18 protein-coding genes are annotated in these 23027 nt (G+C 60.8%); 14 read left to right on the top strand and 4 right to left on the bottom strand.

What is annotated here, in order from left to right:
- From MPJ51_RS04810 to MPJ51_RS04775, 8 genes are all read left to right on the top strand, one after another.
- Positions 1-186, top strand: a 186-nt coding sequence (locus tag MPJ51_RS04810; protein WP_298382543.1) for a thiamine pyrophosphate-dependent enzyme, incomplete at its 5' end; no start/stop codon positions are given.
- 11 nt (positions 187-197) lie between these two features.
- Positions 198-1055 carry a hypothetical protein gene (locus MPJ51_RS04805; protein ID WP_298382540.1) on the top strand — a complete coding sequence of 286 codons (858 nt, stop codon included), beginning with the start codon at positions 198-200 and terminating at the stop codon, positions 1053-1055.
- A 22-nt stretch (positions 1056-1077) separates the two neighbouring features.
- Complete coding sequence (locus tag MPJ51_RS04800; RefSeq protein ID WP_298382537.1) at positions 1078-2571, top strand: aldehyde dehydrogenase family protein; 1494 nt, start codon at positions 1078-1080, stop codon at positions 2569-2571.
- 52 nt (positions 2572-2623) lie between these two features.
- Positions 2624-4282 carry an alkaline phosphatase family protein gene (locus tag MPJ51_RS04795; RefSeq protein ID WP_298382534.1) on the top strand — a complete coding sequence of 553 codons (1659 nt, stop codon included), beginning with the start codon at positions 2624-2626 and terminating at the stop codon, positions 4280-4282.
- A 348-nt stretch (positions 4283-4630) separates the two neighbouring features.
- Complete coding sequence (locus MPJ51_RS04790; protein ID WP_298382531.1) at positions 4631-5581, top strand: glycine betaine ABC transporter substrate-binding protein; 951 nt, start codon at positions 4631-4633, stop codon at positions 5579-5581.
- Between the two features lie 77 nt (positions 5582-5658).
- Entirely contained in the window at positions 5659-6696 is a 1038-nt protein-coding gene (locus tag MPJ51_RS04785; protein WP_298382530.1) for a glycine betaine/L-proline ABC transporter ATP-binding protein, read from the top strand.
- Positions 6689-8278 carry an ABC transporter permease subunit gene (locus MPJ51_RS04780; RefSeq protein ID WP_298382528.1) on the top strand — a complete coding sequence of 530 codons (1590 nt, stop codon included), beginning with the start codon at positions 6689-6691 and terminating at the stop codon, positions 8276-8278. Before MPJ51_RS04785 ends, MPJ51_RS04780 begins: the two co-directional genes overlap by 8 nt.
- Positions 8279-8333: 55 nt before the next feature.
- Positions 8334-9314 carry an arginase family protein gene (locus MPJ51_RS04775; RefSeq protein WP_298382525.1) on the top strand — a complete coding sequence of 327 codons (981 nt, stop codon included), beginning with the start codon at positions 8334-8336 and terminating at the stop codon, positions 9312-9314.
- Here MPJ51_RS04775 and MPJ51_RS04770 read toward each other — a convergent pair.
- Positions 9311-10279, bottom strand: coding sequence for an agmatinase (locus MPJ51_RS04770; RefSeq protein ID WP_298382522.1), 969 nt, complete (start codon positions 10277-10279; stop codon positions 9311-9313). The genes MPJ51_RS04775 and MPJ51_RS04770 overlap by 4 nt on opposite strands.
- A gap of 88 nt (positions 10280-10367) precedes the next feature.
- Complete coding sequence (locus tag MPJ51_RS04765; protein WP_298382550.1) at positions 10368-11891, bottom strand: trimethylamine methyltransferase family protein; 1524 nt, start codon at positions 11889-11891, stop codon at positions 10368-10370.
- A gap of 188 nt (positions 11892-12079) precedes the next feature.
- On the opposite strand from MPJ51_RS04765, the gene MPJ51_RS04760 reads away from it, so the two are divergent.
- The 5 genes from MPJ51_RS04760 to hisD all read left to right on the top strand — a co-directional run bounded on the left by MPJ51_RS04760 (position 12080) and on the right by hisD (position 18870).
- On the top strand, positions 12080-14515 hold the full coding sequence (locus MPJ51_RS04760) for an FAD-dependent oxidoreductase (protein WP_298382519.1): 2436 nt from the start codon (positions 12080-12082) through the stop codon (positions 14513-14515).
- Positions 14516-14647: 132 nt separating this feature from the next.
- Positions 14648-15619, top strand: a complete 972-nt coding sequence (locus MPJ51_RS04755; protein WP_298382516.1) for a LysR family transcriptional regulator — start codon at positions 14648-14650, stop codon at positions 15617-15619.
- A gap of 206 nt (positions 15620-15825) precedes the next feature.
- The gene (locus MPJ51_RS04750; RefSeq protein ID WP_298382513.1) at positions 15826-16839 is read left to right on the top strand and encodes a D-cysteine desulfhydrase; all 1014 of its coding nucleotides are present in this window, start codon (positions 15826-15828) and stop codon (positions 16837-16839) included.
- A 30-nt stretch (positions 16840-16869) separates the two neighbouring features.
- The gene (locus MPJ51_RS04745; protein WP_298382510.1) at positions 16870-17562 is read left to right on the top strand and encodes an amino acid racemase; all 693 of its coding nucleotides are present in this window, start codon (positions 16870-16872) and stop codon (positions 17560-17562) included.
- A 12-nt stretch (positions 17563-17574) separates the two neighbouring features.
- A complete protein-coding gene (gene hisD / locus MPJ51_RS04740) occupies positions 17575-18870 on the top strand; it encodes a histidinol dehydrogenase (protein WP_298382507.1) in 1296 nt (431 codons plus the stop codon).
- 87 nt (positions 18871-18957) lie between these two features.
- On the opposite strand, the gene MPJ51_RS04735 is transcribed toward hisD, so the two are convergent.
- Complete coding sequence (locus tag MPJ51_RS04735; RefSeq protein ID WP_298382504.1) at positions 18958-19851, bottom strand: hypothetical protein; 894 nt, start codon at positions 19849-19851, stop codon at positions 18958-18960.
- Positions 19848-20627: a glycosyltransferase family 25 protein gene (locus tag MPJ51_RS04730; RefSeq protein WP_337959807.1), complete on the bottom strand. Its 780-nt coding sequence runs from the start codon at positions 20625-20627 to the stop codon at positions 19848-19850. The genes MPJ51_RS04735 and MPJ51_RS04730 overlap by 4 nt, the downstream gene beginning before the upstream one ends.
- A gap of 587 nt (positions 20628-21214) precedes the next feature.
- Here MPJ51_RS04730 and MPJ51_RS04725 point away from each other — a divergent pair.
- The gene (locus MPJ51_RS04725; protein WP_298382496.1) at positions 21215-23008 is read left to right on the top strand and encodes an ABC transporter ATP-binding protein; all 1794 of its coding nucleotides are present in this window, start codon (positions 21215-21217) and stop codon (positions 23006-23008) included.
- The last annotated feature ends 19 nt before the right edge of the window (positions 23009-23027 follow it).

Here is a 23027-nt window from a genome sequence, read left to right as displayed (position 1 = left end):
ATTGCCACCGATCTGGTCAACCCCGATTTCTGCCGCATGGCTGACAGTTTTGGCGCGCAGGGTTTGCGGGCGACCAACGCCTTCGAACTACGCAGCGCTTTGGCGCAGGGGATCGCAACCACGGATGCGCCCACCGTGATCGAAGTGCCCTTTGACGAGATGCCAAGCGTCGATCAATTCCGCTGAGGAGACCCGGTTTGAGCCAGTGCATCATCCCCCCCGATCTGGACCTGTATCAAAAGCTGAGCAATGCAGCCGACGCGCGGATCGTCTTTATCGCGGGCCTGCCGGGCACCGGTAAAAGCCTGCTGTTCCAGCAACTGACCATCCTCGCCGATGAGGCCGGGCGGGTGGTCCATACGATGCAATGGGATGACGCCCGTCAGGCGTTTGAGGCGCCGGAAAGGCTGGCGTTATACCCAGAGATCGACAACCTGACCCATCCCGGTGTGCGCAAGGCAGTGGGTCTGTGGGTCAGGCAGGGCGTCCAGAACTGGCACGCGATCCATCCCGATCCCAAGCATTTGCTGGTCATCGAACTGCCGGTCGTTGGCGGGCGGTTTATCGAGTTGCTGCAACCCGAAGAGGACGTCGTGGAACCTCTGCTGACGTCAGATCAGACCACGGTTCTGGTCCCGGTCCCCACCAACGCCTTGCGCCAACAGATCGAAGGGTTCCGCGCCGAAACCTTCGCCAACCCGCGCGACGCGCATGAGGAAAAGGATGCGCCACCTTATATCGTGAATGACCTGTGGCTGGCGTCCCGCAGGCTCTATAATCGGTGGAACGGGGTGCCGGACGATAACGCTCGGGACGCGCGGTATGACGAAACCGTGGTGCGCGCGGTGTTCGAGCGTCTCTGCCGCTTTCGCCGGACCGAATTGCTGCGCATTGATCAGGTCTTTCCCACGACGGGCTCGGCCTATGACCGCTCGGTTCCGATCCAGTCGATCCGCGCCACGCAGCAGGAGGTCGAGGCCGCCTATGCCCGGCTGGCGACCCTGTTCCCGGGCCAATCCGCAGAGCATGCGACCGATGGGTGGTCGGAATACTAAGCCCGACAAAAAAGGATCAGCCATGACACAGCTGGATCAACAGCGCATTGACGCTCTGGCACAGGCACCGGCCCCCAAAGCGCTGAACATCATCGACGGACAGACCATGGCGGCGGACAGCGGTCAGGAAATGGTGATCACCAGCCCGATTGACGGCCAGCCGCTTAGCACGCTGGCCGATAGCAGCGCGCAGGATGTGGACCGCGCCGTCGCCGCCGCACGTCGCAGTTTCGAGGCCGGGGTCTGGTCCGCGATGGCCCCGTCCGCGCGCAAGGCGGTGCTGCTGAAATGGGCGGACCTGATTGAGGCCAACGCACTGGAACTGGCCGTTCTGGGTGTGCGTGACAATGGCACCGATATCCGCACCGCGTTGAAGGGAGAGCCGACCTCAGCCGCCGCCACGATCCGTTTTTATGCCGAGGCGATCGACAAGCGCGGCGGAGAGATCACTCCGACCAAACCGGACGTGCTGTCGTTGATCCACAAGGAGCCGGTGGGGGTTGTCGGCGCGATCATCCCGTGGAACTTCCCGTTGATGATCGGTGCGTGGAAGGTGGCTCCGGCGCTGGCGGCGGGGAATTCGGTGGTGCTGAAACCGTCCGAGGATGCCTGCCTGTCGACCCTGCGCTTTGTCGAACTGGCGCATGAGGCCGGGCTGCCGCCGGGGGCGCTGAACCTGATCAACGGGCGCGGGCCGGTGGTGGGGCAGGCGTTGGGCCTGCACATGGATGTGGATGTTCTGGCCTTTACTGGCTCGGGCGCTGTCGGGCGCAAACTGATGGACTATGCGGCTCGATCCAATCTGAAACGGGTGTATCTGGAGCTTGGGGGCAAATCGCCCAATCTGGTCTTCGCCGATGCCCCCGATCTGGACGCCGCTGCCGCGCAAACGGCGGCCTCGATCTTTCGCAACAATGGGCAGGTCTGCGTCGCAGCCTCGCGTCTTGCGGTTGAGCGGTCCATCTATGACGCGTTTCTGGACAAGGTCTGTGCCCATGCTGAGGCCCTGCAAATCGGCAATCCGCTGCATCTGAACAATACAACCGGCGCGCTGGCCAATGCGGCGCAGTTGCAGAAAACCAAAGATGCCGTGGCGCTGGCCCTGTCCGAAGGCGCTGAGCTTAGCACCGGGGGTCACGCGCTGCTGACCGACAGCGGGGGCTATTACCATCAACCCACCATCCTGCGCGATGTGACGCCTGACATGAGCGTTGTGCAGAACGAGGTTTTCGGCCCGGTTCTGGCCGCCCGCAGTTTCGAGACCGAGGATGAGGCGATCCGCATAGCCAATGAAACCGTGTTCGGATTGTCCTCGGCCGTCTGGACCTCGAACCTGTCGCGGGCGCATCGGATGATCGGGCGGATCAAGTCGGGGCAGGTGCATGTGAACTGTTTCTCGGGCTCGGATGTCACCTCGCCTTTGGGCGGGGTCCGGCAATCGGGCAACGGGTCCGACAAGTCGCTGCACGCGTTGGAGAAATACGAAAACCTCAAAGCCGCGTGGATACAGCTTTGATCCGCGTGCGTTTGCGGTAAGACTGGCGCGGAGGATAAAAGCGGAGCTTCAGATGCCCAAGGCCAAGAACATATTGTTCATCATGTTTGACCAACTGCGCTGGGATTACCTCAGCTGCTATGGCCACCCGCATCTGCACACGCCGCATATCGACCGGCTGGCCAGCATGGGCGTCCGCTTTGACCGGGCCTACATCCAGTCACCGATCTGTGGGTCATCGCGGATGTGCTTTTACACGGGGCGTTACGCGCACAGCCACGGGGCGACATGGAACGGTATCCCCCTGAAAGTGGGCGAGATGACACTGGGCGATCATCTGCGGCAGGCCGGGATGGGCTGCTGGCTGGTGGGCAAGACCCACATGAAAGCGGATGTCGCGGGGATGGAGCGTCTGGGCATCAGCCGCGACACGGTGATCGGCGCGCGCGTCGCGGAATGTGGGTTTGACGTGTTCGAACGCGATGACGGGATGCGCCCCGAAGGGCCTGATGGGTTCTACGACGAAGGCGGTGCGCTGAAATACAACGCCTACCTGCGCGAGGCGGGGTATGAGGGCGAAAACCCATGGCATGACCATGCCAACTCCGGCATCGACGCGGACGGCAATGTCCTGTCGGGATGGTTCCTGAAGAATTCTGCCGAACCGGCCAATATCGCCGAGGATGACAGTGAAACACCCTATCTCACCCGGCGAGGTATGGATTTCATCGGGCAGGCGCAGGACCCGTGGTGCTGCCACCTGAGCTATATCAAGCCGCATTGGCCCTATATCGTTCCCGCGCCCTATAACGACATGTACGGCCCCGAACATGTCCTGCCCGCCGTGCGGTCGCAAGCCGAGCAGCAGGATGCGCACCCGGTTCTGGATGCCTTCATGAATAGCCCCGTCAGTCAGGCTTTTTCCCGGGATGAGGTGCGCGAGACCGTGGTGCCCGCCTATATGGGTCTGATCAAGCAGGTCGATGACCAGATGGGCGTGCTGTTCAAATGGCTGGAAGACACCGGCCGGATGGATGACACGATGATCGTGCTGACCTCGGACCATGGGGATTTTCTGGGCGATCACTGGCTGGGCGAGAAGTCGTTCTTTTACGAAACCTCGATCCGGGTGCCGCTGATCATCTACGACCCGTCGCCCGAGGCGGATGCCACGCGCGGCACGGTCTGCGACGCGCTGGTCGAAAGCATTGATCTGGTCCCCACCTTCTTAGAGGTCGCGGGCGGTGAGGTGCCCGATCACATTCTGGAAGGGGAATCGCTGCTGCCGATCCTGCACGGCCAGACCACTGAGACCGCGCGCGATGCGGTGTTTTGCGAGGTTGATTACACCACCAGTTCCGAGGCCGGTCTGCTGGGTGCCTCGGCGGATCAGGCCACCGCCTATATGGTCGCCACCAAGCAATGGAAGCTGATCCATTTCGAATCCGGTCACCGGCCCATGCTGTTCGATCTGGAAAACGATCCGGACGAGTTGAATGATCTGGGTCTGTCCAATGAACATCAGGAGGTCATCGCCCGGATGTATGACCGGCTGTCCGCCTGGGCCCGACGAATCTCACAACGTACCACCGTGTCGAAAAAGGCGCTGGAGGCGCGGCGTGTGAATCAGAGCGGCACGGGCGTGTTGATCGGCATCTGGGACGAAAACGAACTGCCGCCCAAGCTGACGGCCAAATATGTGGGGCAGAAGGTCAAGGACAAGCGGGGCTAAGCCTTACTGGTGAAGCCCGGCGTCGGGCCAAAGGCATATCTGATCGCAGGGTCCAGACGGAATCATTTCTGCCGAAGTTGGGTAGAGTGGAAATGAACCCGGACCGGGAGTTAACAGAAAAACTAAATAATGTTTCGAGAATTTCGTATTCCGACTTATAACCGAACAAGGCGCTTGATGGGAAAGGCCCCCACATGCTTCAATTTTCCAGGTGAGCCGGGAAACTTGGCGTGAGCCGACTGTAACATGGGGGACACAGAACGGTTCCCCGGTGACAATAACAATAAGCAGGGGGCGGTCGGCAACGACTGACATCCACTGCATCAATGTCCAACGTGGAGAAATCATATGAACAAATTTTCAATGCTTTTGGGTGGCGCATCGATGATGGTTGCCATGCCTGCCGTTGCGGCCGACATCGTGATCGGCGTGCCGAACTGGCCTTCGGTCAACGCGACGGCGCATGTTCTCAAGGTTGCGATCGAACAGAATCTGGGTCTTGAGGTCGAGCTGCAGAACGGCACCAACCCGATTGTGTTCGAAGCCATGGATTCGGGTGCGATGCATGTCCACCCCGAGGTCTGGATGCCGAACCAGCAGAACCTGCACGACTCATTCGTGAAGGACAAAGGCTCGGTCGTGATGAACCCCAACGGTGTTGCCAGCTTTCAGGGCATGTGTGTCGATCAGGCGACCGCCGACAAGCACGGCATCAAGTCGATCGACGATCTGACCAACCCCGACACCGCAGCGCTGTTTGACACCGATGGTGACGGCAATGGTGAGCTGTGGATTGGCGCACCGGGCTGGGCCTCGACCAATGTCGAGAAGATCCGCGCGAAATCCTACGGCTATGATCAGACGTTTACCCTGACCGAGATCGACGAGACCGTGGCCTACGCCAATCTCGACAATGCCATCAAGGCGGGTGAGCCTTGGGTGGGCTTCTGCTATTCGCCGCATTACGTGTTTGCCCTTCACGATATGCAAATCCTGGAAGAGCCTGCCTATGACGCGGCCAAGTGGAAGGTGATCCAGCCGACCGATGATCCCGACTGGCTGGAAAAATCCGAGGCCGCCGTTGCCTGGGACACCGCATATCTGCATGTTCACTATGCCAAGGAACTGGAAGACAGCTTCCCCGAAGTGGCGACCATGCTGTCGAATGTCAGCTTTGACACCGACACAATCTCGGAGATGACGTTCGCGCTGGTGATTGACAAGCAAGAGCCGCTGGCCTTCGCTGAAGGATGGGTTGCGGCGAACGAAGATGCCGTTCTGGGCTGGATGTCGCAGTGATCGACACTGACCGGAACTGAAACACGAACAGGCCGCCGCGAACGCTCGGCGGCCTGTTTTGCATCGAAGGGACTGAAATGACTGAAACAGTTGTCAAGTTGACGGATGTCTGGAAAATCTTTGGCGCCCGTGCCGAAGAAGCCATGACCGCCGTCCGGAACGAGGGCATAGGCAAGCCCGAGGTTCTGGAAAGATTCAATTGCGTCGTTGGTGTGCAGGGCGCCACCTTCGAAGTGCCAAGGGGTGAGATTTTCTGCATCATGGGCCTGTCCGGTTCGGGCAAGTCGACACTGGTGCGCCACATTAACCGCCTGATCGAACCGACCTCGGGCAAGATCGAGATTCTCGGCCATGATGTGTCGCAGATTTCCGAGACGGAACTGCGCCGCATCCGGGCGCAACAGATCGGGATGGTGTTCCAGCATATGGCGCTGATGCCGCACCGATCAGTGCGGGACAACGTGGCTTATCCGCTTGAAATCCGTAAGGTTTCCAAATCCAAGCGCTGGGCGGTGTCCGATCACGCCTTGGGGCTGGTTGACCTGACAGGCTACGAAGACCGCCTGCCCAAGGAATTGTCGGGCGGCATGCAGCAGCGGGTGGGGATTGCCCGCGCGCTGGCCTCGGACCCGGAAATCCTGCTGATGGACGAACCCTTCTCGGCGCTGGACCCGCTGATCCGTTTGCAGTTGCAGGATCAGTTCAAGGCGCTGGTGGCGCAGTTGCAGAAGACAACGCTGTTCATCACGCACGATCTGGACGAGGCCATTCGCATCGGTCACCGCATCGCGATCATGAAAGACGGGGTGATCGTGCAGATCGGCACGCCCGAGGATATCGTGATGAATCCGGCGGACGATTATGTGCGCGAGTTTGTTCAGGGCATCTCAAAGCTGAAACTGGTCAAGGCGCATTCCATCATGGAACCGCTGGACAGCTATTCCGGCCCGACCGAGGGCGCGCCGCGTGCCGATGAAGGGGCCGATCTGGATCAGCTGATCGATCTGGCCGTGAACACGGACCTGCCGGTGATCATCACCGATGGCGGTCAGGATATCGGCGTCGTCACCAAGCCACGCCTGTTGCGCGGAATTCAAGGGGGCAAAAATGACTGATGCAACCGCAGAACTGAAGGTCACGGCGGCCTCGGATATCGAGGTCGACCGCGACGCGCTGGACCAGTCGATCAAGGAGTTTGCCGGGCCCAACGGCGATTACTACGTCAACGCGTTCCACAAGATCCACGACGCCACCAGCGCCGTGCCGAACACGTTCAACCTGTGGGCGGCGGTGCTGGGGCCGTTCTGGTCGGCCTCGCGCGCGATCTGGGGCATGTTCTGGACCTTCCTGATCCTTGAGATCATCGCCTGGGTGCAGATCGGGCGCGGTGCCTGGGGCAATCCCGGTGCCGATCTGGCCGAGCGCGCAGCCCGTCAGCAGGACCGTGCGAACGAATTGCTGGGCCGCGCAGCCGATGCCACCGAACAGGCGGATGTCGACCGCTTTACCAAGCTGGCCGAAAACATCCAGAGGGCGGCGGATTCCAGTCTGGAAAAAGCGCAGGCCGCCCAATCCGAGGCTCTGGGGATCATGATCACCGGCCTGCTGATGCTGCTGGTGTTCAAGCTGGTGCAGGGCTTCTATGCCGACCGCATCTATGAAAAGCAGTATTCCAACTGGCGAATTGACCCCGAGAGCACGGAAAGCGGCCGATCCAACCGCAATATCGTGCTGGGTGCGATCCTGATTGCCGCCATCGGGCCGCTGATTGTCTACAAGTTCACCGTCAATGCCTCGCTGGCGATGCTGGACGCTTTCCCCGAGAAAGAGGTCTCGGCCCTTATTCTGGGTGAAGGGCAGGGCACGCTGTTCTCGACCGTAGCAACATGGATGGAGGCGCAGATTGACGCTGCCGCCCTCGCTGGTGGGGATGTCTTTGACGGCATCGTTGCCGGTGTCCGCTCGGTCCTGGATGGTCTGACCATTGCGCTGATCGGGTCGCCCTGGCCGGTTGTGATGCTGGTGATCTGTGTCACCGCGTGGCGTGCGGCGGGTCCTCGGGTGGCGATCTTCACGGCGTCCTCGCTGGCCTATATCGCCCTGCTGGGATACTGGGACGTCGCGATGGAGACCGTGGCGCTGGTGGGTGCGGCCGTGCTGCTTTGCGTGGCCTTCGGCATTCCGCTGGGCATCTGGTTCGGCAAGTCGAAACGCGCCTATCGCGCGGCAGAACCGGTGCTGGACCTGATGCAGACCCTGCCGGCCTTTGTCTATCTGATCCCGATCATCGCGTTCTTCGGAACCGGCAACCCGCCGGGCATTCTGGCGACGATCATCTTCGGCATGCCGCCGGTGATCCGCCTGACCGCGCTGGGGATGCGCGGGGTGCCGGAAAGCATCAAAGAGGCCGCCGTGGCCTTTGGCGCGTCCAAATGGCAGTTGCTGAAGGATGTCGAGGTTCCGCTGGCGTCGCCGTCAATCATGGCAGGGGTCAACCAGACCATTCTGATGTGTCTGTCCATGGTCGTGATCATCTCGCTGATCGGCGGCGGTGGTCTGGGCAAGGAAATCCTTGAGGCGCTGCAATACGCCGCCAAGGGTCCGGGTCTGCTGGGTGGTTTCGCGATCCTGTTCTGCGCCATGGTCATCGACCGGATCGTACAGGGTGCCTTCCGGCGAGAAGACGAGAAAGTCTGAACGCATACGCGCCCCCGGTTCCAGACCGGGGGCGTTTTTCCTGATGGGGTATCAAATGACAGACCGCTACGAACAGTCCATGATGGACAACCTGTATTGGTGGGGTGTGCCCACCCTGTTCAGATGTCCGAACACGGGACCCGAGGGGCAGGATATCGCCCTTGTCGGCGTGCCCCATTCCGGCGGCAATGGCACGACCGAGCGGGACCAGCATCTGGGCCCACGCGCACTGCGCCATGTCTCGGCCGTGCAGCGGCGGGTGCATTCGGTTTTTGAGATCGATCCGTGGACCAGCGCCCGGATTGCCGATGTGGGTGACGTGCCGTTCCCGCGCGCCAATGACAATGAAGACTGCATCCAGCGGATCACCGATTTCTACAAGGACATCGACGCGGCAGGCGCGCGCCCGGTCTCGATCGGTGGCGACCATTCGATCACCGGCGGCATAGTGCAGGCGTTGGGGGGTGGAAAACTGGCGGGCGGTCAGCCGGTCAGCTTTCTGCATCTGGATGCCCATACGGATGTGTTCACCAAGGTCGATCACTTCCTCGGGGCCAAGAAATCGGCGGCCCACTGGGGGGCCTATCTGGCCGATCAGGGGCAGGTGGACCCGTCCCGGTCCATGCAGATCGGGCTGCGGGGGCATCCGCGCAGTCTGGACTGGCTGCAGCCCTCATACGACTATGGCTATAACATCGTCACCATGCGCGAATTCCGCCAGCGCGGGCTGGAGGATGTGGTTGCACAGACCAAAGAGGTTCTGGGGGATCGGCCGGTCTATATCACCTTTGACCTCGACTGCCTCGATCCGACCGTCGCGCCTGCGGTGTCCAATCTGGAGCCGGGCGAGAAGGGGTTCGACATTGACGAGGCCGTCGGCATTCTGCGTGCCGCGCGGGGGCTGAACATCGTCGGCGGTGACGTGGTCTGCATGATGCCGACCAAGGACAGCCCGAACAACATCACCGCGCTGACGGCAGCAGCGGTGATGTTCGAGATGATTTCGATGATTGCCGAGAATGTGGGCTCCGGTTAACGCCGCGCCTCAATCGCCTGCGCCAGAACGCAGAGCAGTTCGAACATCAGCGAAATCCCCAGCCACGCGGTGCCGCCCTCGGGGTCGAAGGGCGGCGAGACCTCGACCAGATCGGCGCCCACAAGGTTCAGACCGGACATTTTGCGAATGACCTGCTGGGCCTGAAAACTGTTCGGCCCGCCAATCTCCGGCGTGCCGGTGCCGGGGGCGTAGGTCGGGTCGACAAAGTCGATGTCATAGGTGCAATAGCAGGGCTCTTGCCCGACGATGCTGCGAACCTCGGTCATGACGTCGTCAATGCCACGGTCGAACAGTTCCTCGATGCGGATGATGCGGATGCCCTGATCCTCGCCCCATTCGATGTCTTCGGTGTTATAGGCGGTGCCCCGGATGCCGACCTGAACAAAGCGTTTGGGATCGACCAGCCCTTCCTCGACCGCGCGGCGGAAAGGGGTGCCGTGGGTGAATTTGTGGCCGCCGAAATAGCTGTCGAACAGGTCGGTGTGGCTGTCGAACTGGATCAGGCCCAGCGGCTGGGATGCACCCAGCGCACGCAGGACGGGCAGGGTGGTCAGGTGGTCTCCGCCCGCTGTCAGGGGCACGATGTTGCGGGCGGTCAGGTCGGAATAGAATTCCGTGACACGGGTCAGCGTGTCGTCGATATCCACCGGGTTCGGGGCCACGTCGCCCAGATCGGCGCAGTTCACCATTTCGAACGGGCGTATGCCGGTGGCCGCGTTCATCGCCCGGATCATGGTGGAAAAGTCCCGCAATTGACGTGGCCCATGGCGCGCACCGGGACGGTTGGTGGTGCCGCCATCCCAAGGGATGCCGACGATGCCCAGATCAACCTCGGCCATACGATCATGATCCGGCGTCAGGCCGGGCAGCCGCATGAAGGTGGGAACCCCGGCGAACCGGGCCAGTTCCATGGCCGAGACGGGTTGAAAGAATGAATTGGCCATATGCGCGCCCCTAAGATTTGAATTTCGTGCCGACCCTAAACGTGGATGCGTCTGCCGCAACCGAAATCTTGCGGGCGGTTAAAGCGGTTCAGGTCAGAATGCGAAACCGCTTGCGAATTTCCGCGTCCTGTTCCGGTGTCAGATAATTGGGCTGGTGCGTCTCCAGAATCTCGCGCGCCCGGTCTTTTGCCACCGACCACGCATCGCGCGCGCCGCCCTCTTGCCAGGTGCGCGGCTCATCCCGGTCGGCGAGCGAGGGGTAGAAGTAATCCCGCTCCATCGCCTGATAGGTATGGGTGCTGCCCAGAAAATGCCCCTCACCCAGGACCGAGTTGCAGATGGCGTCAAAACCCAGATTTTCCTCAGACACCTCGATCCCGCGCAGGGCGCGGTAGGTGTGCGAATGCATCTCGTTGTCCAGAACAAAGCCCTCAAAACTGGCCCCCAGCAGCGACGCGGTCATGCCCGAGCTTTCGTAGATCAGGTTGCCCCCGGCCAGCGCCGCGGCCAGCGAGGTTGTGCCTTTCTCCATCCCGTATTGCGCGTCGATGGCCTTGGCATCGGTCATTGACGAGGCCACGCCCGAGGGCAGCCCCAGCCAGTTGATGATCTGCGCCGAGGCGGCGTTCAGCACCGCCGTCTCGCCACTGCCCCCGGCAAAAGCCCCGGTACGCAGATCGATGACCAGCGGCCAGTTCGAGAAGATCATCGGAAAGCCGGGCTTGATCGCGTTGACCATCACCAGACTGGCCAAAGTCTCGGCCAGCGATTGCGCCAGAAACCCGGCCAGCGTGGCGGGCGCGGTTGCCCCGGCCTGCGCGGCGGTGATGCAGGACATGGGGATGTTGTGTTCGACGCAGGCATAGACCACGTCTACCGCATCCTCGCCATAGCGCAGCGGAGAGATCACCGGGCTGATATGCGCCTTCAGGAACGGGCGTTTGGCAAACTCGCCGGGGCCACCGGCGGCGATATCCAGCATCTCGACAATCGGGGCCACGCTTTCTGCGACGGTAAAGGATGTGGCAACCGGTTTCGTCGTATTGCGCAGCAAGGCGTAGGCCGTGTTCACGTCCAGATCAAACGTGTCCGGCACATCGGTGGCCACGCAGCAGCGGGTGAACCAGCTGACATTTTCCAGCGTATCCTGCAGCCGGGTAAAGTCATGCAGATCGGTCAGCGTGGATGGGCGGTATTGCCCGGAGTCGATATCCAATGTCTGCACGGCGGCACCACCAGTGCCGAAATACACCCGCTCATCCCCCACATGGATGGAACGGTTTTCGTCGCGCCCGTGAAAGACAAAGGATTTGGCGGCTTGTTTCAGCGTGGCCTCGATCATCGCGCGCGGAAAACACAGGCGGTCCTGTTTACCGGGAACGGCACCCGCGCGTATCAGATCATCGGCCAACCGGTCGGGGACCTCGCCCATGCCCAGCGTTTCCAGCAGGCGCAGGGCGGTGTCGTAGATCAGGTCAAGCTCATCGGGTTTCAGCGGCTTGTATGCCCCGCCGATCTGCCCCGGCGGGCAGGGGTCGACCTGTGGCTTGGCCGCGCGTTGGGCGTGCCGTGCCTTGCGGCCACCGCCGCGTTTACTTGCACCGGATTGCACCTGTTTCGCCTCCTGCCTTGCACTTGCCGCCAGATTAGGGCGCAAAAACCATTCCAACGCAAAATGTGAAATCAGATTTTCGAATTCCTAAATCGCAGTTTCGATTTTTGAAAATTCGCAACTGGCCGGTTGTCGTGCAACGCAGTTTGTCCGCATGTCTTGTTCCAGATTTATTGGGAGCAAGGCGTATGAAGTCGCGGACAAAGGTTGTGGTGATCGGCGGGGGCATCGCCGGGTGTTCGACTCTGTATCACCTGACGCAGGAAGGGTGGGGCGATGTTGTTCTGGTCGAACGGAATGAGCTGACATCGGGTACGACCTGGCATTCCGCGGCGCAGGTCACGAATTTCGGCATGAACCAGACCATGGTCGGGCTGAAGACCCATTCGATCAACCTGTATAAAGAGCTGTCGGAAAACCCCGAATATCCGATCAATTACCACCACGCCGATGGCGGTATCCGGCTGGCCAATACCGAGGCGCAAATGCAGGGCTATCGCCATTTCGCCTCGATGGCGCGCGGTATGGGCGTGGAGTTCGAGGTGATCGACGCTGAGGAATGCGCCCGCCGTCACCCTCTGATCTCGACCACCAACCTGCTGGGCGGGCTCTGGGACCCGTTGGATGGGGATATCGATCCGGCACAGCTGTGTCAGGCGCTGGCTTATCACGCGCGTAAAGCGGGGGCCGAGGTTTATCGCAACACCCCCGTCACCGCGCTGACCCAGCACAAGGACGATACCTGGACGGTGCATACGGAACATGGCGATATTGACTGTGACATCGTCGTTAACGCCTGCGGCTACCGGGTCAATGAAGTGGGCGCGATGATGGGCGTGCACCATCCCGTCGCTTCGATGGAGCATCAGTATTTCCTGACCGAGGACATTCCGGGCATCGCCGAGGCCGGGCACCGGATGCCGCTGCTGCGCTGCCCGATCTCGGACTATTACAGCCGTCAGGAAAAGGGCGGTCTGCTGGTCGGTTTCTATGAACAGGACTGCAAGACATGGGGCATGGACGGGATCGACCCGAACTTTGTCAACGCACTCTGCCCGGACGATCTTGAGCGGGTCATGGACGTGCTGGAAGGTGCGTTTGAACGCATGCCTGCGCTGGCCGAGACCGGTATTCGGTCGATCGTGAACGGCCCAATCACCTATACGATCGACGGCGCGCCTCTGGTCGGGCCGATCCCGGGCAAGCGCAACGCGTTCTGTATCATCGGCCTGCGTGCCGGTCTGGGCGAAGGTGGCGGGCATGGCTGGCTGCTGGCGCAACAGATCGTGCATGGCGAGGCGTGTTACGACACCTGGTGCCTGGACCCGCGCCGGTTTACCGGCCATGCCAATGTGGAACTGACCTCGCTGAAAGCCATCGAGGACTATCAGAACGAATTCCGCTTTCACTTCCCGCATGAACACCGCCCGGCGGGCCGCCCGGCCAAGACCACGCCGCTGACCCCGATTCTGGCCGCCGAGGGCGCGGAGTTTACCGTCGTGAACGGGTGGGAGAGGGTGGAGTACATCAAACCCTCACCTGATTTCCATCCGTCCCTGACCTTCGATTTTGACGAAACCTTTGATGTGGTCGCGGCCGAGGTTCAGGCCGTTCAGACCGGGGTGGGTCTGGCTGAGGTCAACGGGTTCAACCGATTTGAAATCACCGGGACCGACCGTCACACATTCCTCGACCGGATGTTCTGCGGTGCCGTCACCAAACGCGATGGCCGGGTCGGGTTGGGTTACCTGCTGAACCATCACGGCATGGTCAAGGGTGAGGCCACGGTGGCCAATCTGCCCGCCAGCGACCGCGGCCCGGCGCGGGTCTGGTATGGTTCAGCGGCGGCCAGTGAGTATCACGACATGGATTGGCTGCGCGCGCATCTGCGCGACGATGAGGATGTGCAGATACGCTCGCTGACCAATGACCAGACCATTCTGGTGCTGGCCGGGCCCAAAGCCCGCGACGTGCTTTCAGCCTGTTCCCGGGGCGACTGGTCGAAAGACGCCTTCCCGTGGTTGTCCGTGCGGGAATGCTTTGTCGGGTTTGCACCCGCCACGGTCATGGGCGTCAGTTTCTCGGGCGAGTTGGCGTATGAAATCCACGTCCCCAATGCCTCGCTCTACGCCGCCTATCTGGCGTTGCGGCAGGCGGGCGAACAGCATGGCCTGAAACTGTTCGGCGCGCGCGCGGTTGAATCGATGCGGATGGAGAAAGGGTTCCTGCATTGGAAAGCCGACCTGATCACCGAATTCACCCCGTTTGAAACCGGGCTGGACCGGTTCGTCAAACTGGACAAGCCCGATTTTGTCGGCAAGCAGGCGCTGGTCCAGCGGCAGGCGGAGGGTCTTCGGCAAAAGCTGGTGACATTGCAGGTCGATGCGGATCACGCCCCGGCGCATCCCGGAGCTTCGGTCATGGTGGCGGACAAAGTGGCCGGGACCGTAACCTCGGGCGATTGGGGGCACCGGATGGGGATGAATCTGGCCTATGCTTTCGTTGACCCGGCCCAAGCTGAGTCTGGCAGTGCGGTACAGATCGACATGTGCGGGCGGTTGTGTGATGCCACAGTCATTACGCCGTCGCCCTATGACCCAGACTTTTCGCGCATGCGCAGCTGATCCAAAGGTCTGAAACCCTTAAAAAACGCGGTCGGGTCGCAATCCGACCGCGTTTTTGCAAGTTTACCATTGCCGCCGCCGGGAATCTTTGTTTCGGTTTTTTCGCAAAATCGGACAGAACCGGAGAGATGCGTGCCCAAACCCCTCAGCCTTCGCTGGCTGGAAGTGTTCCAGCTGATTGCCAAATCGGGATCGATCCAGAAAGTCGCGGCGGAAACCGGGCTGTCGATCAGCACCGTCTCGAACCACCTGCGCAGTCTGGAAACCGCGCTGGGGGTTGATCTGGTGGATCACAGCCGCAGGCCGATGGACCTGACCCCGGCGGGGCAGGTGTTTTCGCGTTATGTGGGCGAGGGGCTGACCTCTCTGCGTCAGGGTGAGGCCGAGATCCGGTCAGGCAATTGGCAGCACGCCACCGACCTGCGGCTGGCCCTGATCGACGATTTCGACAATCAGGTCGCGCCCGAGCTGTTCCGGGTGCTGGCCCATGCGCTGCCGCGCTGCAATTTCCGCCATTTCACCCGCCCCAGCCATGAGATCATCGACAAGCTGCAGGAAAACAAGCTGGATGCAGGCGTTGCCTCGCGCCCATCGGGCAATACCGAAGGTCTGATCGAATTCCCGCTGATGCGCGATCCGTTCATCATGATCCTTCCGGCCAGCTTTGATGGGGACCCAAAGACGCTGTTCCAGCCCGAGAGCGAGCTGCCCTTCCTGCGGTATTCCCGCGACTACACCATCGGCAAGCAGATCGAAATCCAACTGACCCGCAGCAAATTCAATCTGCCCAACCGGTTTGAACTGGAATGCAACCAATCGATTGTCGGTCTGGTTGCCGAGGGCAGCGGCTGGGCCATCACCACCGCCGCCAGTTTCCGCCGGGCCGAGCGGTTCCACGATCAGGTTCAGGCGCAACCCTTCCCGGGGCGGAACTTTGTGCGCACGGTGTCGTTGTTCACGACGGATATCTATCCCAGCTCAACCTCTCGGCTGATCCACAAAACGCTGTGCGAACTGATCGGGCAGAGCTTCATTGACCCGATGTGCGCGAAATACCCCTGGCTTGAGGAAGAGTTCCGCACCCTGCCAAGCGGTCTGGACTAGGATCGACAGGCGCGTTTTCGAAAGCCACCTTCGTCTTTTTCGAAACCCCTGCCAGCGCCTTGACCAGATCGGGGTCGTTACGCTGTTTGTCGGCTCAGATATTCCGCAATCCCGGGATGCAGTGACGCTCTGCCAAAGCCATTTGGCGGTGACGGGCTGCAACTTTGGTATGCGCTGTGCAACATACATGATCGACAGGACCCAGAATGCATCTTTCCCGTTTCCCTCGCGTTCACCTCGCCCATTTGTCCACGCCGCTGGAACCCATGAAACGCCTGTCTGATGAACTGGGCGTCGATCTCTGGATCAAGCGCGACGATTGCACCGGCATGTCCACCGGCGGCAACAAGACCCGCAAGCTGGAATTCCTGATGGCCGAGGCGCTGGAACAGGGCGCCGACATGGTGATGACCCAAGGCGCGACGCAGACCAATCATGGTCGTCAAACCGCCGCCTTCGCCGCCAAGCTGGGGCTGAAATGCCATATCCTGCTGGAAGATCGCACCGGCTATCAGGATGGCAATTACAACACCAACGGCAACGTTCTGCTGGACCATCTGCATGGCGCCACGACCGAGAAATTCCCCGGCGGCCACGACATGCCCGGCGAAATGGAGCGTGCAGCCGAGAAGATGCGCGCCAAGGGGCACAAGGTGTATGTGATCCCCGGCGGCGGATCGAACCCGACGGGCGCGCTGGGCTATGTGAACTGTGCGTTTGAACTGCTGGCGCAAGCCAACGATGCCGGGATGAAGATCGACCGCGTGGTGCATGCCACCGGATCGTCCGGTACGCAGGCGGGTCTGGTGACCGGCATGTGCGCGATGAACGCCCAGATTCCGGTTCTGGGCATCGGCACCCGCGCGCCGCAGCCGAAGCAGGAGCAGATGGTCTATGATCTGGCCTGCAAAACAGCGGAAAAACTGGGCTGCCCCGGTGTTGTCAAACGCGAGGACGTGATGGCCAACACCGACTATGTGGGTGAGGGCTATGGCCTGCCCACCGAAAGCGGGATCGAAGCCATCCGCATGTTTGCCGAGCTTGAGGGCATCCTGCTGGACCCCTGCTATTCCGCCAAGGGTGCGGCGGGTCTGATCGATCTGGCCCGCAAGGGTGAGTTCAAGGGTGAGCGGGTCGTGTTCCTGCATACCGGCGGTGCTGCGGCTCTGGGTGGCTATGATTTCGCCTTCGATAACTCCGATCGCTGGGTTCATGTCTGATATGGACCGCAACCGGATGGCGGGCCGATCATGACCCCGAAAGTGGTCGGCGTTCTGGGCGGCATGGGCCCCGAGGCAACGATCCTGTTGCAGGAACGGGTGTTGCAGGCGGTGGATGCGCGCGATGATGCAGATCATCTGCCGCTGCTGATCGACATGAACCCGCAGGTGCCCTCGCGCATTGCGCATCTGATCGAGGGCACCGGGCCGTCCCCGGCGCCGGTCCTGATCGGGATGGCGCAGCGGTTGGAACAGGCCGGGGCCTCGGCTCTGGCGATGCCGTGCAACACCGCGCATCACTATCTGGCCGAGATGTCGGATCACCTGTCGGTGCCGTTTCTGGATATGACGGCGCTGTCGATTGCGCGGATTGCGCAGGACCTGCCGCAGGGCAGCAGCGTGGGCTTTCTGGCCTCACCTGCCGTGCAGCGGGCTGGGGTGTTTGATGCCGCCCTGAACCGGCACGGGCTGCGGGGGCTTTGGCCTGAACAGCCCGATCCGATGCTGGCTGCGATCCGGGATATCAAGGCCAACGGGCCAACGCAGGCCGCCGCGCGGATGCTGTCCGATGCGGCATCTGAACTGGCTTCAAAGGGGGCCGCGCATCTGATCGTGGCCTGTTCCGAATTCTCGTTGCTTGCACAAGACCTGACCGCGCCCGTGCCCGTCACCGACACGGTGGACGTTCTGGCCGGTGCGATCCGTGACCATTTCGATGACTGATGAGGGGATAACATGACGGTAACCTACCTCAAACGGGCCGAACCACGCCCGCCCGCAGAATCCGGCGACATTCGCGACACGGTCGCGATCATGCTGGCCAATATCGAACGTGAGGGCGAGGATGCCGTCCGCAATTATGCCGAAAAGCTGGACGGCTGGTCCGGCGATATCGTGCTGAGCGCGGCGGCACGTCAGCAGGCCTGCGACCGCCTGCCAGAACATCTGAAGGATGACATCCGTTTCGCCCACGCCAATATCCGCCGCTTTGCCGAGGCGCAGATGGCGACCATCTCGGAATGTGAGATCGAGGTCATCCCGGGCCTGATCGCCGGTCAGCGGCAAATCCCGGTGTCCAGCGCGGGGTGTTACGTGCCCGGTGGCCGTTACAGCCATGTCGCCAGTGCGTTGATGACAATCACCACGGCCAAGGTTGCGGGCGTGTCGCATATCACGGCGGTCTCTCCGCCCCGGCCCGAAAATGGGATACCGGATGCGATTGTCTATGCGATGGAACTGGCAGGGGCTGACCTGATCCTGAATCTGGGCGGGGTGCAGGGCATTGCCGCCATGGCCAACGGCCTGTTCGGCGCGCAACCGGCGGATATTCTGGTCGGACCCGGCAATTCCTATGTGGCCGAGGCCAAGCGGATGCTGTTCGGCAGGGTCGGGATCGACATGTTCGCCGGACCCACGGATTCGCTGGTGATCGCGGATGAGAGTGCCTCGGCAGAAACCGTGGCCTGGGATCTGGTCAGTCAGGCCGAACACGGCGCCGACAGCCCGGTCTGGCTGGTCAGCACCGACCGGGCGCTGGCCGAACAGGTCATGGCCCGTGTCCCGGCCCTGATCGACAGCCTGCCCGAACCCAACGCCACGGCGGCGCGCGTTGCCTGGCAGGACCGGGCCGAGGTCATCCTGTGCGATACTCGCGAAACTGCAGCGCAGGTCGCCGATCAATATGCGCCGGAACATCTGCAGGTGCTGGCGCAGGATCTGGATTGGTGGTTGGGGCGACTCAACTCTTACGGGTCGCTGTTTCTGGGCAAGAACACGACGGTGTCCTTTGGCGACAAGACGTCGGGGCCCAACCACGTGCTGCCGACCAGCGGCGCGGCGCGGTATACCGGCGGGCTTTCGGTGCATAAATTCACCAAAACCGTCACCTATCAGCGCTGCGATGACACGGCGGCGGATGAGTTGGCGCACCGCACCGCGCGGATCAGCCGGTTGGAGGGGATGGAGGGCCACGCCCGCGCCGCTGAACTGCGCCAGCATGCCGTTGAAAAGGTCAGCGCGCTGAGGGTCTGACCCTTGGTTGGTTGGGATTGCAGACCTTTAGGGCAATCCCAACCCTTTGACGCTCGCTGGGATGGGCAAACTACGCATCCCTAGACGTTAATCCCCGGTGCCATCGGGCTTCAAAGAGATCATTTCCATTTCCAGCGGTTTGAGGAACTGCCGCCGAATGATCTTGAACATCCCGGCGCGCGCTTCGCTTTTGCTGCGGAACGACGATACGGATCGCCAGCTTTGCCACATATGCCACCCGACCTTGAGCCGACCTGCAAGCGGCTGTCCGCCCTCAAGGATGGCGGCAAAGACCACGGGAACCGTGCGGTACGAGAGATCGAACCGGTCTTTCAGCACGTCTTCTTCCTCTTCCGAACTTAGCCCGCCCTTTTCGGCAATCACCGATTTCAGGTTTTTGCCGACGGGACGGGTGTGATGCATCGCGATCTCGTCCAGAATGGCGGCGCGAAAGGCTCCGGATTCCGGCCAGCGGCACCAGATGTAGTCCAGCCCGTAACCGCTCATGGTTTCGCGGAACAGGGGTAGGGCCTTTTCCAGAACCTTGCGGTGCAGGCAGGGGGCCATCACCTCGATATAGTTCGTATAACGCAGCACGAATCCCGGGCATTGGCTGAACACGAAATGCGAAAAATAACTGTCCGGCGTGAGCGAGGGCTGGGCGATGCGCAACCCGTACCGGGCCATATCGGCAAACAGCGTGTTCACGTCCTGCGCGCTGATGTCGATATCATCGTCGGGCAGCCAGAAATAATCGTACCCGTCCAGATCCCGATCCACGAGTGTCTTGTAAAGCCCATCCCACTTGCCGCCTTTCACCAGCACGGCATCGACACCCGGCGCAGGTGTGAACTGTGCGTAAGCCTCGTCCGCGAAATAGCTGATCAGCAGATCGAAGTTTCGATCCTCATAGGCGATCTCGTGCCAGCGGTGATGCAGAGAATTGTTGCCGGCGCGGACAATGACAAGGTTTTTCTTCATGGGTGTTCCCGGGTTGCAGTGTCGCCGCGCAGCAAGGGGGCAAGTTCCTTGATCATGCCGGGCTGTAAGGGGTGGCGCTTGCGGCCCTGGGTGAACCGGGCCTGAAACAGAAGGTTTCGCAGGAACCGTTGCAGCCCCGATCCGGGTTTGGTCTTGTTGCGGCTGGTTTCGATCTGGCTGCCGCCGGACGGGCGTTCAGAGACCAATTGTTCCTGCAGGGTCAATATGGGAATTTCGTGTTCCCAATAGAATTTCAGGTCAATGTCCACAGGCCGCCCGATCGGGCCATCACGCCCGGCCAGCTTGGCAGCGGCGCGGCGGCCTATGATGTATCCGGTGGTGCGTGGTGGCAGATGGTCAGACAGGACCAGCGTCTGATCGGCGAAGGGGCGTAAAACCGTGGTGTTCTTGCGCGCGACGCCTTCCAGTTTGATCATAACATCCAGAAACAGATCGGCATTTTGCGCCACAGCATCCAGAAACGGGCGCGGATCCTGAACGAAACAGGCATCATCTTCAAGCACCAGACAGACGTCCTGATCGCCCTCTGCAATGTCCCGCCAGATTTTCCGGTGCCCCAGATAACACGCGACCTCATTACGGCTGAGGGGGCGTTTGAATGCGCGGCGATTGAGGCCCTCGTCATAAAGACGTGCAAAATCAGCATCCGGGATGTGTCGGCCCTGCACGGCATCGACAAACGCAAATGGCAACCCGAGCCCGGCCAGTTCAGCCGCGCAGCAATCGCGCCGTTCCTTGTCGTCCGGCAAGCTCAAGATGATGATCTTTATGGACACTTCCTATCACCCGGTTTCAATTGGATGGACGTGCTGCCACCTGCGGCAGGCAAAGACGGGGGTGTTTGAATTCTCGGTTCGATTACAAGGCGCTATCGGTGGCAGGATTTCCCGGCTTTCGGTTGCGAATAGATCAATACACCGTCACGGGTGACGGGTTTTCGGGGATTATCACAGGCAAGAGGTAGAGGCAAATCAACCCGCGCATCAAGCGTTCTGTGATGATGCGATATCTGCTTGAGTTTAAGCGCATAAGCAAGAATGTGCTGGCGATCAAATTTGGGCAAAATGTGCCCAGGAAGCCAATTCATGCCCGAAAGACTGGCGACGCGGATCACCAAGCAACGCCTTGTTTCTTTCGTAATGCGATGTAAACCCGGGCCAAATGCCCAATTTGCGTAACCTTCTTGTTCAACCCGTGACGGGCGACTATCTTGCTGGCCTAGCCGTTCAATCGGGCATATGGACAGGATTGGCTTATTCGTCGCGTTGCATCATCCGTGGCGTTGGGCAAGAAAACTCGAATAACTTGTGCGAGTGTATGAATTCATGAACTGGAAGTCGCAATGCTAGGCCGCGCTTGGAAGAAGTGGCGCTCGGGGTATATGGGACGCCTGATTGGCGAGAGCTTTTATGCGCAGGGCCCCCTGTATCTGGTGGCCGTCATTGCCATGATCACGGTCGCTGTAACGACGGCCGGTGCAGCCTACATGATGGAATACATCGTGGATGCGATGACCAGCCCCGAAATGCGCGGTTGGGCACATCTGATTGCCCTTGGGGTGGTTTGCCTGTTCCTGGCCAAGGCGATTGCGTCCTATATACAATCGGTTTTTCTGGCCCGTGCGGGCAACCGGATTGTTGCGGCACAGCAGGAAAAGCTGTACCGAAGCCTGCTGCGCCGGGGGTTGGCGTTCTTCAACGAGAATGAATCATCCAATCTGCTGATGCGGACGACGCAGGGGGCGAACTCGGCCCGGCGTCTGATTGACGTTCTGGTCACCGGATTTGTGCGCGACGCCCTGACCCTTATCGGCCTGGTCGTCGTCATGCTGTATCAACAGCCAGTTCTGTCGATTATGTTCTTCGTCGTAGGGCCGCTGGCCCTGCTGGGCGTCCGGTACATTCTGAAAAATGTGCGCAGCATCATGCAGGCCGAGCTTCAATCCTTGGCCGAGATCATTCGGGTGCTGCAGGAAACCTCGGTCGGGATCAAGGTCATCAAGGTCTTCGCGCTTGAAGACCGGATGACCGATCGCATGGACGCGGCGATTCACAAGGTAGAACATCGATCCAACGAAATCGCACGACTTCAAGCCATCGCCAGCCCGCTGATGGAGTTTCTGGCCGGGCTGGCCGTTGCCGGGGTCCTGATCGTCAGCACGCTGGGTATCGCGGGTACAGCGCCGCCCACCGCCGGTCAGTTGATGTCCTTCATCACCGCGCTGTTGATGGCCTACGAGCCCGCCAAACGGCTGTCCCGGATGCGGGTGCAGATCGAAGCCTGCATGGTGGGGGTCAGCATGTTGTTCCAACTGCTGGATCAGGAAGAGCCCATGCAAGAAAAGCCGGATGCGCAGGAGTTGCTGTCCGGCCCGGGTGAGGTTCGTCTGCGGGATGTCAGTTTCGCATATACCGGCGCAACCCCGGTCATCAACAACATGGACATCACTTTCGAGGCCGGAAAAACCACCGCTCTGGTCGGGCAGTCCGGGGGTGGGAAATCGACCGTTCTGGGTTTGCTCATGCGGTTTTATGATCCGACAACCGGCAGCGTCGAGATCGACGGGCAGGACCTGCGCGATGTCACCTTTGCATCGCTGCGCCGCAAAATCTCGTTCGTTGGTCAGGACACGTTCCTGTTTTCCTCAAGCATCATGGAGAATCTGCGGTGTTCCGCTCCGGACGCTTCGGATGAAGAGGTGATCACTGCGGCCAAGGCCGCCCATGCGCATGATTTCATCATGGGCTTGCCGAAAGGGTACGATACGCAAGTGGGTGAAAACGGCGCATTCCTGTCCGGTGGTCAGAAACAGCGCCTTGCAATTGCCCGCGCAATCCTGCGCAATGCCGAGATTTTGCTGCTGGATGAAGCGACAAGTGCGTTGGACACCGAATCCGAGGCTCTGGTGAAAAGCGCCCTTGAAACTCTGACCCAGAATGTGACGGTTGTCGTGATCGCGCACCGCCTGTCCACCATTCTTGAGGCTGACTGCATTGTTGTCATCCGGGATGGGACGGTGATCGAAAAGGGAAATCTGAATGAACTTCTGGAACAGAATGGCAGCTTCAAAAGCCTGTTTGATCAACAGTTCAAAACAGGTGACGCCGGGGCACCTCTGGTAGCACAGCAAAACTGAACAGAGCGAACCGATAAAC

This window comes from Ruegeria sp., assembly GCF_028066395.1.
In the GTDB taxonomy this organism is placed as follows: domain Bacteria; phylum Pseudomonadota; class Alphaproteobacteria; order Rhodobacterales; family Rhodobacteraceae; genus Ruegeria.
Note: the sequence above shows the minus strand (reverse complement) of the source record. Positions and strands in the feature narration are given on the sequence as shown.